The 14,026-nt window shown below is 41.4% G+C and carries 11 protein-coding genes; all 11 read left to right on the top strand.

All coding sequences use genetic code 11. The features are described from left to right. The first annotated feature begins 240 nt into the window (after nucleotides 1–240). The 11 genes from fabB to QPX86_RS13565 all read left to right on the top strand — a co-directional run bounded on the left by fabB (nucleotide 241) and on the right by QPX86_RS13565 (nucleotide 13,873). Nucleotides 241–1,452: a beta-ketoacyl-ACP synthase I gene (gene fabB, locus QPX86_RS13615; protein WP_220754937.1), complete on the top strand. Its 1,212-nt coding sequence runs from the start codon at nucleotides 241–243 to the stop codon at nucleotides 1,450–1,452. A gap of 240 nt (nucleotides 1,453–1,692) precedes the next feature. After that, nucleotides 1,693–2,835: a 4-phosphoerythronate dehydrogenase gene (locus tag QPX86_RS13610; protein WP_285163009.1), complete on the top strand. Its 1,143-nt coding sequence runs from the start codon at nucleotides 1,693–1,695 to the stop codon at nucleotides 2,833–2,835. Nucleotides 2,836–2,837: 2 nt separating this feature from the next. Continuing rightward, a complete protein-coding gene (locus QPX86_RS13605; protein ID WP_220754939.1) occupies nucleotides 2,838–3,854 on the top strand; it encodes an aspartate-semialdehyde dehydrogenase in 1,017 nt (338 codons plus the stop codon). A gap of 179 nt (nucleotides 3,855–4,033) precedes the next feature. Further along, on the top strand, nucleotides 4,034–7,423 hold the full coding sequence (locus QPX86_RS13600; RefSeq protein WP_285163008.1) for a FimV/HubP family polar landmark protein: 3,390 nt from the start codon (nucleotides 4,034–4,036) through the stop codon (nucleotides 7,421–7,423). Between the two features lie 115 nt (nucleotides 7,424–7,538). Continuing rightward, nucleotides 7,539–8,324 carry a tRNA pseudouridine(38-40) synthase TruA gene (gene truA, locus QPX86_RS13595; RefSeq protein WP_220754941.1) on the top strand — a complete coding sequence of 262 codons (786 nt, stop codon included), beginning with the start codon at nucleotides 7,539–7,541 and terminating at the stop codon, nucleotides 8,322–8,324. A 60-nt stretch (nucleotides 8,325–8,384) separates the two neighbouring features. Then, entirely contained in the window at nucleotides 8,385–9,713 is a 1,329-nt protein-coding gene (gene folC, locus QPX86_RS13590) for a bifunctional tetrahydrofolate synthase/dihydrofolate synthase (RefSeq protein ID WP_285163007.1), read from the top strand. 4 nt (nucleotides 9,714–9,717) lie between these two features. Continuing rightward, a complete protein-coding gene (locus QPX86_RS13585) occupies nucleotides 9,718–10,311 on the top strand; it encodes an SPOR domain-containing protein (RefSeq protein ID WP_220754943.1) in 594 nt (197 codons plus the stop codon). A 115-nt stretch (nucleotides 10,312–10,426) separates the two neighbouring features. Beyond that, nucleotides 10,427–10,915 carry a CvpA family protein gene (locus tag QPX86_RS13580; RefSeq protein WP_285163006.1) on the top strand — a complete coding sequence of 163 codons (489 nt, stop codon included), beginning with the start codon at nucleotides 10,427–10,429 and terminating at the stop codon, nucleotides 10,913–10,915. A 33-nt stretch (nucleotides 10,916–10,948) separates the two neighbouring features. Further along, nucleotides 10,949–12,460 (top strand): amidophosphoribosyltransferase, encoded by a 1,512-nt coding sequence (gene purF, locus QPX86_RS13575; protein WP_220754945.1) that lies wholly within the window; start codon nucleotides 10,949–10,951, stop codon nucleotides 12,458–12,460. A gap of 147 nt (nucleotides 12,461–12,607) precedes the next feature. Then, nucleotides 12,608–12,853, top strand: a complete 246-nt coding sequence (locus QPX86_RS13570; RefSeq protein WP_285163005.1) for a DUF2164 domain-containing protein — start codon at nucleotides 12,608–12,610, stop codon at nucleotides 12,851–12,853. A gap of 117 nt (nucleotides 12,854–12,970) precedes the next feature. Then, on the top strand, nucleotides 12,971–13,873 hold the full coding sequence (locus QPX86_RS13565) for a dienelactone hydrolase family protein (protein ID WP_285163004.1): 903 nt from the start codon (nucleotides 12,971–12,973) through the stop codon (nucleotides 13,871–13,873). Nucleotides 13,874–14,026: the final 153 nt, after the last annotated feature.

Genomic DNA, 14,026 nt, shown 5'->3' with positions numbered 1-14,026 from the left:
CTTGCTGCATAATTAGGGTTTTGACAGTAACTACTTGGAAAATTAGTCGATATTGTTGCACAATCTCGGGTAACTATAGGGAAGTCAGTGGTTAAATTGGTCAAAGCTCATACTCAAATTTGGTTCTATTGAGATTATTTTACCTATGTTTGTTGAAAGCTGACCACTTTATTCGTCTAAAGCGGATATCATTGCGGCAGCAAAATTAGGTACTGACACGTACAAAATGGATAGCAAAAAATGAAAAGAGTCGTAATAACAGGTTTAGGTGTTGTTTCAAGCATCGGTAATAACAAGCAAGAAGTGACTGATTCACTTAAAGCTGGACGTAGTGGTATTACCCATTCTGACCAATTCGAAGAAATGAAATTACGCAGCCACGTGTGGGGCGAGATTAAATTAAACCCAGCAGATCACATTGACCGTAAAGCGCTACGTTTTATGGGTGATGCTGCCGCTTATGCATACATTGCTATGCAAGAAGCTATCAGCGATGCAAACTTAACTGAAGAGCAATATTCTCACCATCGTGTGGGTTTAGTTGTTGGCACCGGCGGTGCATCTTCTAAAAACCAAGTGGAAGCAGCTGATAAGCTACGTGAAAAAGGCGTTAAACGTGTAGGTCCTTACATCGTACCTCGTATTATGGCGAGTACCGCGAGTGCATGTTTAGCTACCCCATTCAAAATTAAAGGCATGAACTACTCAATCAGTTCAGCCTGTGCAACATCTGCTCACTGTATTGGCCATGCGGCTGAACTTATCCAAATGGGTAAGCAAGATATGGTATTTGCTGGTGGTGCTGAAGAATTAGATTGGACCCTGACTATGGGGTTTGATGCGATGGGTGCGTTATCAACTAAGTACAACGAAACACCAGAATTGGCTTCACGTACTTACGATGCTGACCGTGACGGTTTTGTTATCTCTGGCGGCGGCGGAATCGTGGTTGTTGAAGAGTTAGAGCACGCATTAGCTCGTGGCGCTAAAATCTATGCCGAAATTATCGGTTATGGCGCTTCTTCAGACGGTTACGATATGGTTGCTCCGTCAGGTGAAGGTGCTGTTCGTTGTATGCAAATGGCACTTGCTGATGTTGATACACCAATTGATTATGTTAACACTCACGGTACATCTACCCCAGTAGGTGATGTGCGTGAACTTGAAGCAATCCATGAAGTCTTCCAAGACAACATTCCGCCAGTGGCTTCAACTAAGTCAATGACAGGTCATGCTTTGGGTGCTGCAGGTGTTCATGAAGCGATTTATAGCATGATAATGATGGAAAACAGCTTTATTGCGCCAAGTATCAACATCGATACTCCGGACGAAAAAGCGGCTGGTATTCCATTAGTCACTGAATATCGTGATGCTGAGCTAACCACTGTTATGAGCAATAGCTTTGGTTTTGGTGGCACTAACGCAACATTAGTGATGCGTAAATTTAAGTAATAATATTTAGCTTGTCGTTATGATGTATTTTATGACTCATTAAAGCTGATATTTAGACTGAATATTTAAAAACCTTTAACGGAAACGTTGAAGGTTTTTTTGTATTTAAAGTAAATTAACCGCTGTTTAGGATCCAAATTTAAAATAGAATTCATTATTTCGTTTTTGAAGGTAACGACTGTTTCTCATTACTTGATAGAATAAGGCAATCGTATCGTTTTAAGATGGTAAATCCCAAGTATGAAGATTGTTGCTGATGAGAATATGCCTTATGTTGAAGCATTATTTGGCGAACTAGGCGAAATAACTCTTGTTAATGGCCGTCAACTTAGACCAGAGCAACTGGTCGATGTCGATGTTTTATTGGTTCGTTCCGTCACTAAGGTAAATAAGCAGCTACTTGCAAAAGCTAATAAGCTTAAGTTTGTCGGCAGCGCGACAATTGGCACTGACCATATTGATCTTGATTACCTTCAAGTAAGCAATATTCCCTTTAGTAATGCTCCAGGTTGTAATGCTACAGCTGTCGGTGAGTTCGCGTTTATTGCCATGTTGGAGCTTGCTAAACGATTTAAGCAACCGCTTAAAGGTAAGGTTGTAGGCATTGTTGGGGCAGGGAATACAGGTTCAGCACTTGAACATTGCCTAAAAGCTTACGGTATGAAAGTACTATTGTGCGATCCTGTTTTGGCTAAACAAGGCGATAAAGTCAATGCATCTCGCGAGTTTGTTCCCCTTGATACCATTATTGACCAAGCCGATATCATTAGTTTACATGTGCCAATTACACGAACAGGTAAAGATAAGACTTGGTATTTGTTTGACGAAGCTAAACTCAACCAACTTAAACCCAATACTTGGTTATTAAATTGCTGTCGCGGCGAAGTCATTGATAATCGCGCCCTGATTAAAGTAAAGCAACAAAGAAGCGATTTAAAACTGGTTTTGGATGTATGGGAAGGTGAGCCTAACCCAATGCCTGAGCTAGTTCCATTAGTTGAATTTGCGACTCCTCATATTGCGGGTTACAGCCTTGAAGGTAAAGCACGAGGAACGCACATGTTGTTCCAAAAACTGTGCGCTATTCTTAATCTTGAGGTCGATAAGAGCGTCAGCAATTTGTTACCCGCTTTTAATATCAGCCAGCTTAATATTAACAGTGACCTTTCAGAAACTCAGTTACTGAATATCTCAAGGTTGGTCTACAACCTCAGTGATGACGACTATTTGTTTAGAAATAGCTTTCTTAATAACCATGGGTTTGACCATATGAGAAAAAATCACACACATAGACGTGAATTTAGTGCATTGTCGCTAGTCAACACGGGGCTATCTGAGGTAAATTGGATATATAAATTAGGTTTTTCAGGAGTCGAGCGTTAATTATGTCACAGGAATTTAATGTTGTTGTTTTAGGTGCGTCGGGCGCAGTGGGTCAAACTATGATTGAGATCCTTGAAGAGCGAAAATTCCCAGTCGCAAACTTATACCCATTAGCAAGTAGCCGCAGTGCTGGCGACACCGTAAGCTTTAATGGTAAACAAGTAGAAATTCTTGATGTGGACACGTTCGATTGGAGTAAAGCTCAAATTGGCTTTTTCTCTGCTGGTGGCGATGTATCAGCTAAGTGGGCACCTATTGCTGCTGAGAATGGCTGTGTTGTGATTGATAACACCTCACATTTCCGTTACGACATCGACGTACCGCTTGTTGTACCTGAAGTTAATCCACAAGCCATTGCTGATTTTCGTAATCGTAACATTATTGCCAACCCTAATTGTTCAACCATTCAGATGTTAGTGGCTTTAAAACCGATTTATGATGCATTTGGTATTTCGCGTATTAACGTTGCGACTTATCAATCAGTTTCTGGTTCTGGGAAGCAAGCTATTGATGAACTTGCAGGTCAAACGTCGAAGTTACTTCAAGGCTTACCTGCTGAAAACAAAGTTTATCCAAAGCAAATTGCATTTAACGTGTTACCGCAAATTGATGTGTTTATGGAAAATGGCTACACCAAAGAAGAAATGAAAATGGTGTGGGAAACACAGAAGATTTTTGGCGACCACGATATTGTGGTTAACCCAACAGCTGTGCGTGTTCCTGTATTCTACGGACACTCAGAAGCTGTGCATTTAGAAACTCGTCAACCTGTTGAAGCTGAAGAAGTAAAAGCAGTTCTGCGTGATGCAGAAGGAGTGGTGTTATTTGAAAACGATGAAGACTACCCAACAGTTGTAACCGACTCTGCTGGCACAGATCCTGTGTTTGTCGGTCGTGTAAGAAAAGATATTTCTCACGATTACGGTATAAATTTATGGGTAACGGCCGATAACATTCGTAAAGGTGCTGCTTTAAACAGTGTTCAAATAGCTGAAGTTCTCATTAGAGATTATTATTAATCTGCTATGAATAGAGTTATTTAGACTAAAAAGCCTGCAGCCTGCAGGCTTTTTTCGTTTTACCGCTGTCAGCAGTAGCAGGGTGACTAAATCTGGTTTATAGTCTTAATTAATAAAAATAAATGACCTAAAGCCAGTTGTCACGAAGACAACTCGATCGCGCTCAAAGGGAAAGATTGATGATTTTTCGTACCTCTTATTTTGTTGGCATTATGGCCTGTGCAATGGCCGTTGTTTCTGCTTCTCATTTTATCGAGCCTGCCCATGCAGAAACGCTCAAAATTACCGGTCCAAATGGTGAGGTCAGCTCCGCGCCAGCTCGTCAATATGGCCCAACAACCTCAGCTGATACCTTTTGGAGCATTGCTCAAAAAGTAAGACCCAATCAAAATATCTCCGTATATCAAGTGATGGCGGCATTATTTGACGCGAACCCTCATGCTTTTAGCAGTAATAATTACAATTCATTAGAACGCGGCATGACGCTACTAGTGCCATCTGCTGATGTTATGGCACAAGTTAGTCGTTCAGAAGCTAAAACAAGGGCGGAAAATAACGATAAACGTCTTCCTAATGCGAATCAACGTGCTACATCAACAACACCTCCAGCGATTCCTTCAACAAATAACCCGTCGGTAGCTAATCAACCATCGCCGCAAAAGCCATTACAAATAGTGGCTGAGACAAAGCAACCCACGGCAACAGACTTAGCAAAACAAGCCGCAGCTAAAAGCCAGCCTCAAATTGATGAGTTAACTGTTAAATTAGAAGATGCACAAACTAAGACCTTGTCATTAACTGACGAGCTTGCGCGTGCAGAAGATATGTTAATGGTGAAAGATGCAGACAACACTGCACTAAAAGCTAAGATCCAAGAGTTAACTTTGCAGCTATCAGCGATGCAAGAAGACTTTCAGTTACTCACTGAAAAATACCAAGGGTTAGAGACGACTCATCAGCAGTTAGTGGAGCAGAATAATAAACCTGAGGTGGTAGAAGAACCGACTGATTTCTGGCGTTCAATTTCAGACAATATGATGTTGTTAGCACTGGTTGCTGCGCTACCTTTAGTCATTATTTTCTTGTTGATATTTTGGCTAATGCGCCGTAAGAACAATGCATTGAATGAAGCTGAAACTTCAGCAGAGCAAGAGATGGAACAGGAGGCTTTTGAACCTGAAGCAGAAGTGGATGATATTGAAAACTTAGCCATTCATTTAGATGAAGATGAAGCGTCAACCGACAGCATCGACGATTTGCTTGATTTAGAAACTACAGCCACTGAAGAACTAAGCTTGGATGAATCATCCGATGCTGATATGTACATCACCGAAGATGCCCAAACGACTGAAGAAGAGGCTGAAGGAACATCGTTAGATGATCTATGGGCTGAAGCTATGGAAGAGCAAGAGGAAGATTTACAACCTCTTGAAGCTGATGAAGATGACCTTGATAGTTTACTTGAAGGTTTAGACTCGCCAGTTGAATCTGAAGATACCGCTGCAGAACAAGAAACAGCATCAGACACCGATGATTTAGACAGCTTATTAGCTGGCTTTGACGAACCAGAGCCTGACTCTGCAGCAAGTTTAGATTCAAGTTCGGAGTCAAACATTGATGCAACAGAAGATAGCAATCCACAAAATGATATCGACAGTCTATTGGCTGACTTTGATTTACCTGAAGAAACTGACTCTAGTGATATTCAATCGCTGGAAAGTGACACTCCTGCTGCCGACCCACAAGATGATATTGATAGCCTGTTAGCTGGATTTGATATACCAGCAGAGACAGATTCAGAAGTCTTAACAACAGAAGATGAGCCTGCAGCGCCAGAACTAGCGGCTCAAGCCACAGAAGCTCAAGTCACAGAAGCTCTAGCGACAGATACCCAAGATGATATTGATAGCTTATTAGCTGACTTTGATTTACCAGATGAGATTTCAACTGATGCTGATTTAGCTTTAGAGGCTGAAATTGAGACAGAGTCAGCATCTGAACAAGCAGAAACGACTTCGGATGAAGATGACTTGGATGCGCTTTTAGCCTCCATTGACGCACCTACGGAAGATGAACATGATTTTACCGCAGAAATTGCCGCCGAATTAGAAAATGATGTTTCAGTCAGCCTAGATGAAACGGCGAATATTGATGAGCTTATCGCTGAAGTTGATCCAGAGAAAGAGTTCGCTCCATTAAGCAATGAAGGTCTTGATGTTGAGCAGGTATTGAGTGCAGAACTTGAAGAAATAGAGTCTGAACTTGAAATTGAATCAGATAATGGCGACATCGACTCGCTACTTTCAGAGTTAGAATCGACTGGTTCAGAAACCGAAAAAGATGAAGCCAATTTTGATACCAATACTGATTTCGAAATCGACAACATCATTGCAGATATTGAACAAGAGCAACCAGAGCAATTCTCATCAAAATTAGAAAATACTGATAACGAAGCTGCCGATTTAGATGAATTGTTAGCTGACTTAGATGTTACAGACCTAGATGTTACAGACTCAAATGAGACAGATCTTAAGTTTGCGCCAGGTGATGAGTCTTCATTGGATATGCAAGATGATTCGCCTTCTGAATTGCAATCAGAAAAAGAAACTGAGCCTCAAGAAGATCTGCTGGTCACTGAATTGCTTGCAGCAGAGCAGCAAGATAAAGTTTCGCAACAAAGTAATGAAGAACAAGATTCAGATATTGATGAGCTTGATGCCCTGTTAGCAGATTTTGATGTCGATAAAATCGCTGACGAAGAAGTGCCACTATTTTCAAATGATGAAACTCTGGTGCCAGAGCAGAGCTTTGCAACAGAATTAGACTCAACACAAGAAGATCAAGAACAAACTACTGTTTCAGAGCAGGAGTTTGACGCTATGTTATCTGAGCTTTCAGTAGCAGATTCTGAAGACAGCGAATTAAATGTCGAATTGAATGTTGAAGAACAGCCAGACACCGAAATTGCAACTAAAGACTCAGGCTTCTTCGATGATTTAAAGTCTAAGAAATCCGAATCGCCAGCTTTGGACTGGGAAGCGGATTTATTCCAGCAAGCTTCTAACCATCCTGCTGCAGAGCAAACTGACAGTATCAGTAACGATGATGATAGTTATCAATTAGTTGATGATAATTTAACCGTAGATGAAGCTTTAGCGGCATTAGATGCCCAAGAAGGCCTTACAGTAAGTGAATCAACTAAAACTGAATCAGAACAGTCCGATAGTTCAGCAGCGCCTTCTGAGGCAATACTTGATACGTTTGAGCAAGAGAATGGCTTTATTGATATTGATAAATTACTTAACGATGCCGATGAGGACATCGACTTAAGTGATCAATATAAAGATGTCGATGTGGATATGGGAGAGGTTAACTCCCTAATCGGCAATGCTGAAATGATTGATGTTGATGATGAAGAGAACTCTGTCAATGCCAAGTTAGATTTAGCTCGCGCTTACATCGAAATCGAAGATGAAGATGCCGCCAAAGCGATTTTGAAAGAAGTTCAAATTGACGGCAACGAACGTCAACAAACAGAAGCGGGTAAACTGCTTGATAATATGAGCTAATAAACAACGAATATAGTGTGTTAACTAAGCAATAAAAATGATCAAACGGCGCAGCATGCATGCGCCGTTTTTTTTGTGCTAAAATGCGCGCTCTTAAAATTTGAGGGTTATTTCAATGCGTGTGGCGTTAGGTGTCGAATATGATGGTAGTCAATACTTCGGTTGGCAGCGACAGAAAGAAGTTGTTTCTGTACAGGCAAGAATCGAGGCCGCTTTATCATCAATAGCCAATGAACCCATTGAGATAATTTGCGCTGGCAGAACCGACTCAGGGGTTCACGGTACAGGCCAAGTGGTGCATTTTGACACTCAGTCTACTCGCCAAATGTCCGCTTGGACCTTAGGTGTAAATGCCAAACTACCTGATGATATTGCGATTCGCTGGGCAAAGGAAGTGGACGATACGTTCCACGCTCGCTTTTCCGCTACTGCCCGTAGATATCGTTATATTATTGATAACAGTGAATTTAGACCGGGCATTTTACGCAATGGCTTAAGTCATTATCACTACGAACTTGATCATGAATTGATGCATCAAGGTGCGCAGCTGTTTGTCGGCGAACACGACTTTACCAGTTTCCGAGCCCTGCAATGTCAGGCTCACAGCCCTGTGAGAACCATCGAATTTGTTAATGTTACTCGCCAAGGGCGATTCATTATGATTGATATTAAAGCCAATGCTTTTTTACACCATATGGTACGAAATATTGTCGGCACCCTAATTGAAATTGGTCAGTCAAATCAAAAAGTAGAATGGGTCAATGAGCTACTTGCCTTAAAAGATAGAAAGTATGCTGCGCCAACATCAAAGCCAAATGGCCTATATCTAGTGGATGTGACTTACCCGGAGCAATATCAATTACCTAAGCCGCCTATGGGGCCATTATTTATGCTCGATTAAGTAACTCGGTTTTACGAGTTAAACCTTGGATAAATCAGACTTGTTGAGTTAAGGAATAACATGACTTCAGTAAATGCCAGTTGTGAAAATGATAGTCAGGCTATCAAGGCGCCAAAAAAAGGTGCAAGTTTATCTCAGTGGTTAGATTATTTATTGTCTATTCACCCAACTGAAATTGAAATGGGCTTAACCCGTGTCACTGAGGTGGCTCTGCGCTTAAATGTACTAAATCTCGACTCTCAGGTTGTTACTGTTGCAGGCACTAATGGCAAAGGGACGACCTGCGCCATGATTGAGTCCGTATTACTGCAAGCGGGTAAAACCGTAGGCGTGTATAGCTCTCCTCACTTAATTAACTTTAATGAGCGAGTTCGATTGAATCATCAAGATGTTTCTGATGAACAGTTAATCGAAGCTTTTATTGCGATTGAAAGTGCCAGAACACAAAGTCAACAAACCGAAATCTCATTAAGCTTCTTTGAATATGCCACCTTAGCAGGGCTGTATATATTTAAGCAGACTCAACCTGATGTGGTGTTACTTGAAGTGGGTTTAGGTGGACGCTTAGATGCCACTAATATTATCGATGCAGATGTCACTGTCATTACCTCAATTGATATCGACCATCAAGAATATCTTGGCGATACCCGTGAGTTAGTGGGCCGCGAGAAAGCTGGCATATTTCGCGAAAACTGTTTAGCCGTGATTGGTGAGCCTGACTTGCCAAGTACAGTACTTGAATATGCCGCTGAAATTAACGCTAAGGTATATCGAGTTAATAAAGACTTTAGCTATCACCTTAATGGCGATAAATGGCAATTCAGTGGCAACAAGTGCGCCATCAATAAACTGAGCTTACCTAAACTACCCTTAGCTAATGCTGCGACTGCCATTGCCGTCATTGAACAAACATGGCCAGCAATTAGTGCTGCTGATATTACCACTGGCATCGCAACAGCGAGCTTGTCAGGGCGATTAGAGCAAGTGTTAGATAAACCTGTTGTACTAGTCGATGTTGCTCATAATCCCCATGCCGCAAAGTATTTAGCATCTCAATTGCAACAATATAAACCTGCTCGCATTATTGCTTTGTGTGGCATGTTAAAAGATAAGGATGCATCCGCTGTACTTAGCGAGCTTAACGGCACAGTTAATGAATGGTATTTTACAAGCTTAGATGTTGATCGTGGCTTAGATGCGCAAACGTTAGCAAATCAGTTGCCGGTGAGTTCAACCAATAATTCAGCTAAGTCCGTGTCTTATCAGTTTGATTCAATTAGCCAAGCGTGGCAGAGCATAAGTGTAAATATAACTGCAGATGATGTGGTAATTGTTTTTGGCTCATTTTACACTGTGGCTGGCTTTAGCAAAATTTTACAAAGGGAATAAACATTTGTCTGCTCAATTTCAAAACCGATTAGTGGGAACCGTCGTTATCGTGGCGCTTGGGGTGATATTTTTGCCTGACTTACTCGATGGCAAGAAACAACGAGAAATCGAAGAGTTCACTGAAATCCCGCTGCGTCCAGTAATCAATGAGCAAGCAAGTGATGCCATTGGTGAAGGTTACAAACCTGAAACCTTTGAAGTTGAAGAAATCGCCCAAACCCAAGACCTAGGAGTATCAGAAGATACTGCTCAGGAGTCGATCGCAAATAGTGCACCTACTCAAACTCAAACTGCCGAAGTTAAACAAGTTGCTAAAGCTAAGCCTGAAGTGAAAAAAGTGGAGCCTATCAAAGCGGGTTACACTTTGCAGTTGGGTGGATTTAACAATGCCAAAAATGTGGAAGATTTAGTTAAAAAGCTTAGAGAAAATGGCTTTACTGCTTACACCTTACCTGCAAAACCAATTGATGGTTCGTTGACTAAGGTATTTGTCGGCCCTGAGCTTTCGACTGATAAATTGAAAACATACCAGAAAAAAATCAAAAAAATTAATGGTCTTCAAGGCAAAATTGTTCAATACAATCCCCTAGAAAACTAACTATTCACTATTGTTTGGTACAGCGCAAAGTCAATTTATCTAGCAGTTGGTGAGAAAGTTTTCTGTCTCTGTTAGAATCGCGCCGTCTTAACATCTATACCGGATCCCCATCTCAATGGTTTGGATTGATTACGCTATTCTCATCGTCATCGGCTTATCAACTGTCATCAGTTTGATCCGCGGATTTGCCAAAGAAGCCATGTCTTTAGTGGTATGGTTCGCTGCCTTCTTTATTGCCAGCCAATTTTATCAAGACTTAGCCGTTCATTTAACGCAAATGAGCGACGAAACCATGCGCAACGGTGTTGCCATTGCCATCTTGTTTGTCGCCTCGCTTATCTTAGGCGCATTAGTAAACTACTTATTAGGTCAACTGGTTTCTAAAACTGGTTTATCAGGTACCGATCGAGTTTTAGGCTTGTGTTTCGGTGCACTGCGCGGGGCATTAATTGTCAGCGCAATCTTATTTTTTCTGGATGCTTTTACCGGTTCGCCAAGTCAAGACTGGTGGAAAGAGTCAGAACTTGTACCCCAATTTGGTGTGGTGATTCAGTGGTTTTTTGACTACTTGGAAAACACATCTAGCTTTGTACCCAAAATATAAATATAAAACATCTTACAATGAGGAAGCTTACCCATGTGTGGTATCGTCGGAATAGTTGGTCAGTCATCGGTTAATCAAACCATTTATGATGCTTTGACCGTGCTTCAGCACCGTGGTCAAGATGCAGCAGGTATTGTGACTGTTGACAAGAGTGCGTTTCGTTTACGTAAGGCAAATGGACTAGTTAAAGACGTTTTCGAAGTTAAACATATGCAACGCCTTCAAGGTAAAGCTGGCATTGGACACGTGCGTTACCCAACTGCTGGTAGCTCGAGTGCTTCAGAGGCGCAACCTTTTTATGTTAACTCACCATTTGGTATTTCTTTAGCCCATAACGGTAACTTAACTAACACGGTTGAACTGGCTGAAAGCCTAGTTAAAAAACGTCGTCATGTTAACACCACCTCAGACTCTGAAGTTCTGCTAAACCTATTAGCAGATGAGCTTCAAGAAACTCGCAGTTTAACCTTAAGCGCTGATGAAGTATTTGATGCCGTGGCTAAAGTACACGCACAAACTCGTGGTGCTTACGCTGTTGCAGCGATGATTATTGGTCAGGGCTTAGTCGCATTTCGCGACCCTTTCGGTATCCGTCCGTTAGTGCTTGGTAAGCACGAAACTCCAACGGGTACCGAATACATGGTCGCTTCTGAAAGCGTTGCATTAGATGCCGTAGGCTTTGAAGTGATGCGTGATGTTGCGCCTGGTGAAGCGATTTATATCTCGTTAGATGGCCAGCTATTTACTCGCCAATGTGCAGTAGACCCGAGCTATGCGCCATGTATTTTTGAGTTTGTTTATTTTGCTCGTCCAGACTCAGCGATGGACAAAATTTCAGTTTATGGCAGCCGTGTAAACATGGGCGCAAAATTGGGCGCTAAAATTCAAAAAGAATGGGAAGATCATGACATTGATGTGGTTATTCCAATTCCTGAAACATCATGTGATATCGCATTAGAAATTGCCCGTTGTATGGATCTGCCTTACCGTCAAGGTTTTGTGAAAAACCGTTATATTGGCCGTACGTTTATCATGCCAGGTCAGCAAGAGCGTAAGAAGTCTGTACGTCGTAAGCTCAATGCTATTAACACTGAGTTTAAAGGTAAAAACGTATTATTAGTCGATGATTCTATTGTACGTGGCACCACTTCTGAGCAGATTATTGAAATGGCACGTGAAGCAGGCGCAAAGAAAGTTTACTTTGCATCAGCTGCTCCTGAAATCCGTTTCCCTAACGTTTACGGTATTGATATGCCAACGACCAATGAGCTTATCGCTCATGGCCGTGATGCTGACGAAATTGCAAAAATCATCGGTGCAGATGGCATTATCTTCCAAGATTTAACTGATTTGGTCGATGCTGTAGGAATGGAAAACCCTGATATTAAGCGTTTTGAAACCTCAGTATTCGATGGTCAATACATCACCAATGATGTTGACCAAGCCTACTTAGATCACTTAACACAGTTACGTAACGATGATGCTAAAGCGAACAGCAAAGACATCGGCACTAACTTAGAAATGCACAACGTCTGTCATCCTTAATTTGATGTGACGTCATTGCATTTGAAAAGCCAGCGAAAGCTGGCTTTTTTGTATCTGAAACCCAATCAAACATTTATGATATAAGATTAAATACAACCTGTTTTTACATAGTTACCCCACAAGATTGTGGTTTAGGAGAAGGGCTTAATGTCTAAAATTGAATTTACTGCAGAGCAGCGTGAAATGATGGTGCATAAAATCCAAACCTATTTTGAAGATGAACTCGATCAAGATTTAGGTCAGTTTGATGCCGAATTTCTATTGGATTTCTTTGCCAGTAATATTGGGGCGCACTTTTATAACCGTGGCTTACATGATGCAAGAGCAATATTCGAAGCACGTATCGAAACCATTGATGAAGATATATACGGTATTGAGAAAGATATAAAATAGCTATTCAAATAAATCAGTCATTTACTATTTGTACGACAAACTATTTACATTGTGCTTTTCCTCCCCTAGGTTAGTTAAAGGAACTCAATCTTAAAAGATTCAAAATGGAGAAAAGCAATGTCTCAGCCACAAAGAAATGATATCCCTCAAGAAGCATTTGATTGGTACGACGAATATGCCCACGGCGGTATGGACCGTCGAACCTTCATGAAGAAGCTGGGTACCTTAGTCGCAGTAGGTTACTCCATGAGCGTTCTGACTTCTGCATTACTACCTAATTATGCGTTAGCAGAGCAAGTATCTTTTAATGATGCCGATATCAAAGCCACCTACGAGACATTTGATTCACCACAAGGGCATGGAAAAGGCCAAGGCTACTTGGTGGTTCCTGTAAATCAAGCTGAAGGCGAAGTAGCTCCTCTGCCAGTTGTATTAGTTATTCACGAAAATCGTGGCTTAAACCCTTATGTGAAAGATGTGGCGCGTCGTTTAGCAAAAGCTGGTTTTATTGCATTTGCGCCAGATGCTTTATATCCATTAGGTGGCTATCCTGGTAATGACGATGAAGGCCGCGCAATGCAGCGTTCGATGGACAGAGATAAAATTCAGCAAGATTTTGTCGCTGCGGCTAAATTTTTAAAATCTCATGGTAACAGTAACGGAAAATTAGGCGCAGTAGGTTTTTGTTTTGGTGGTTACATCGTTAACTACCTTGCTGCAGTCGAATCTGACTTGCTTAGCGCTGGCGTGCCTTTTTATGGAACACCCGCTAAGAAAGAACTTCGTGAAAATATTAAAGCATCTTTGATGGTACAACTTGGTGAAGAAGATGAGCGGGTTAATAAATCATGGCCTGATTACGAAGCTGATTTAAATCGTTATAAAGTACCTTATCAGATGCATATGTATAAAGGCGCCAAGCATGGTTTTCATAATGACTCGACAGGCCGTTATGATGAAGCCAACGCCAAACTTGCATGGGATCGTACCATTAACTTTTTTACAGAGAAATTAAGTTAACGACCCTTCATTGATGACGTCACTATAACAGGAAGCTTCGGCTTCCTTTTTTAATGCAAAATTTTTGAACGAGTGGTTTGTTTAGCTCATTTTCATGTGACGACTCATCACTTGTTAAGGTTAAGAGACTAATAGGTGGTGAAATTACTCATT

The organism is Shewanella goraebulensis, from assembly GCF_030252245.1.
Lineage (GTDB): Bacteria > Pseudomonadota > Gammaproteobacteria > Enterobacterales > Shewanellaceae > Shewanella > Shewanella goraebulensis.
This window is presented reverse-complemented; position numbering and strand designations above follow the sequence as displayed.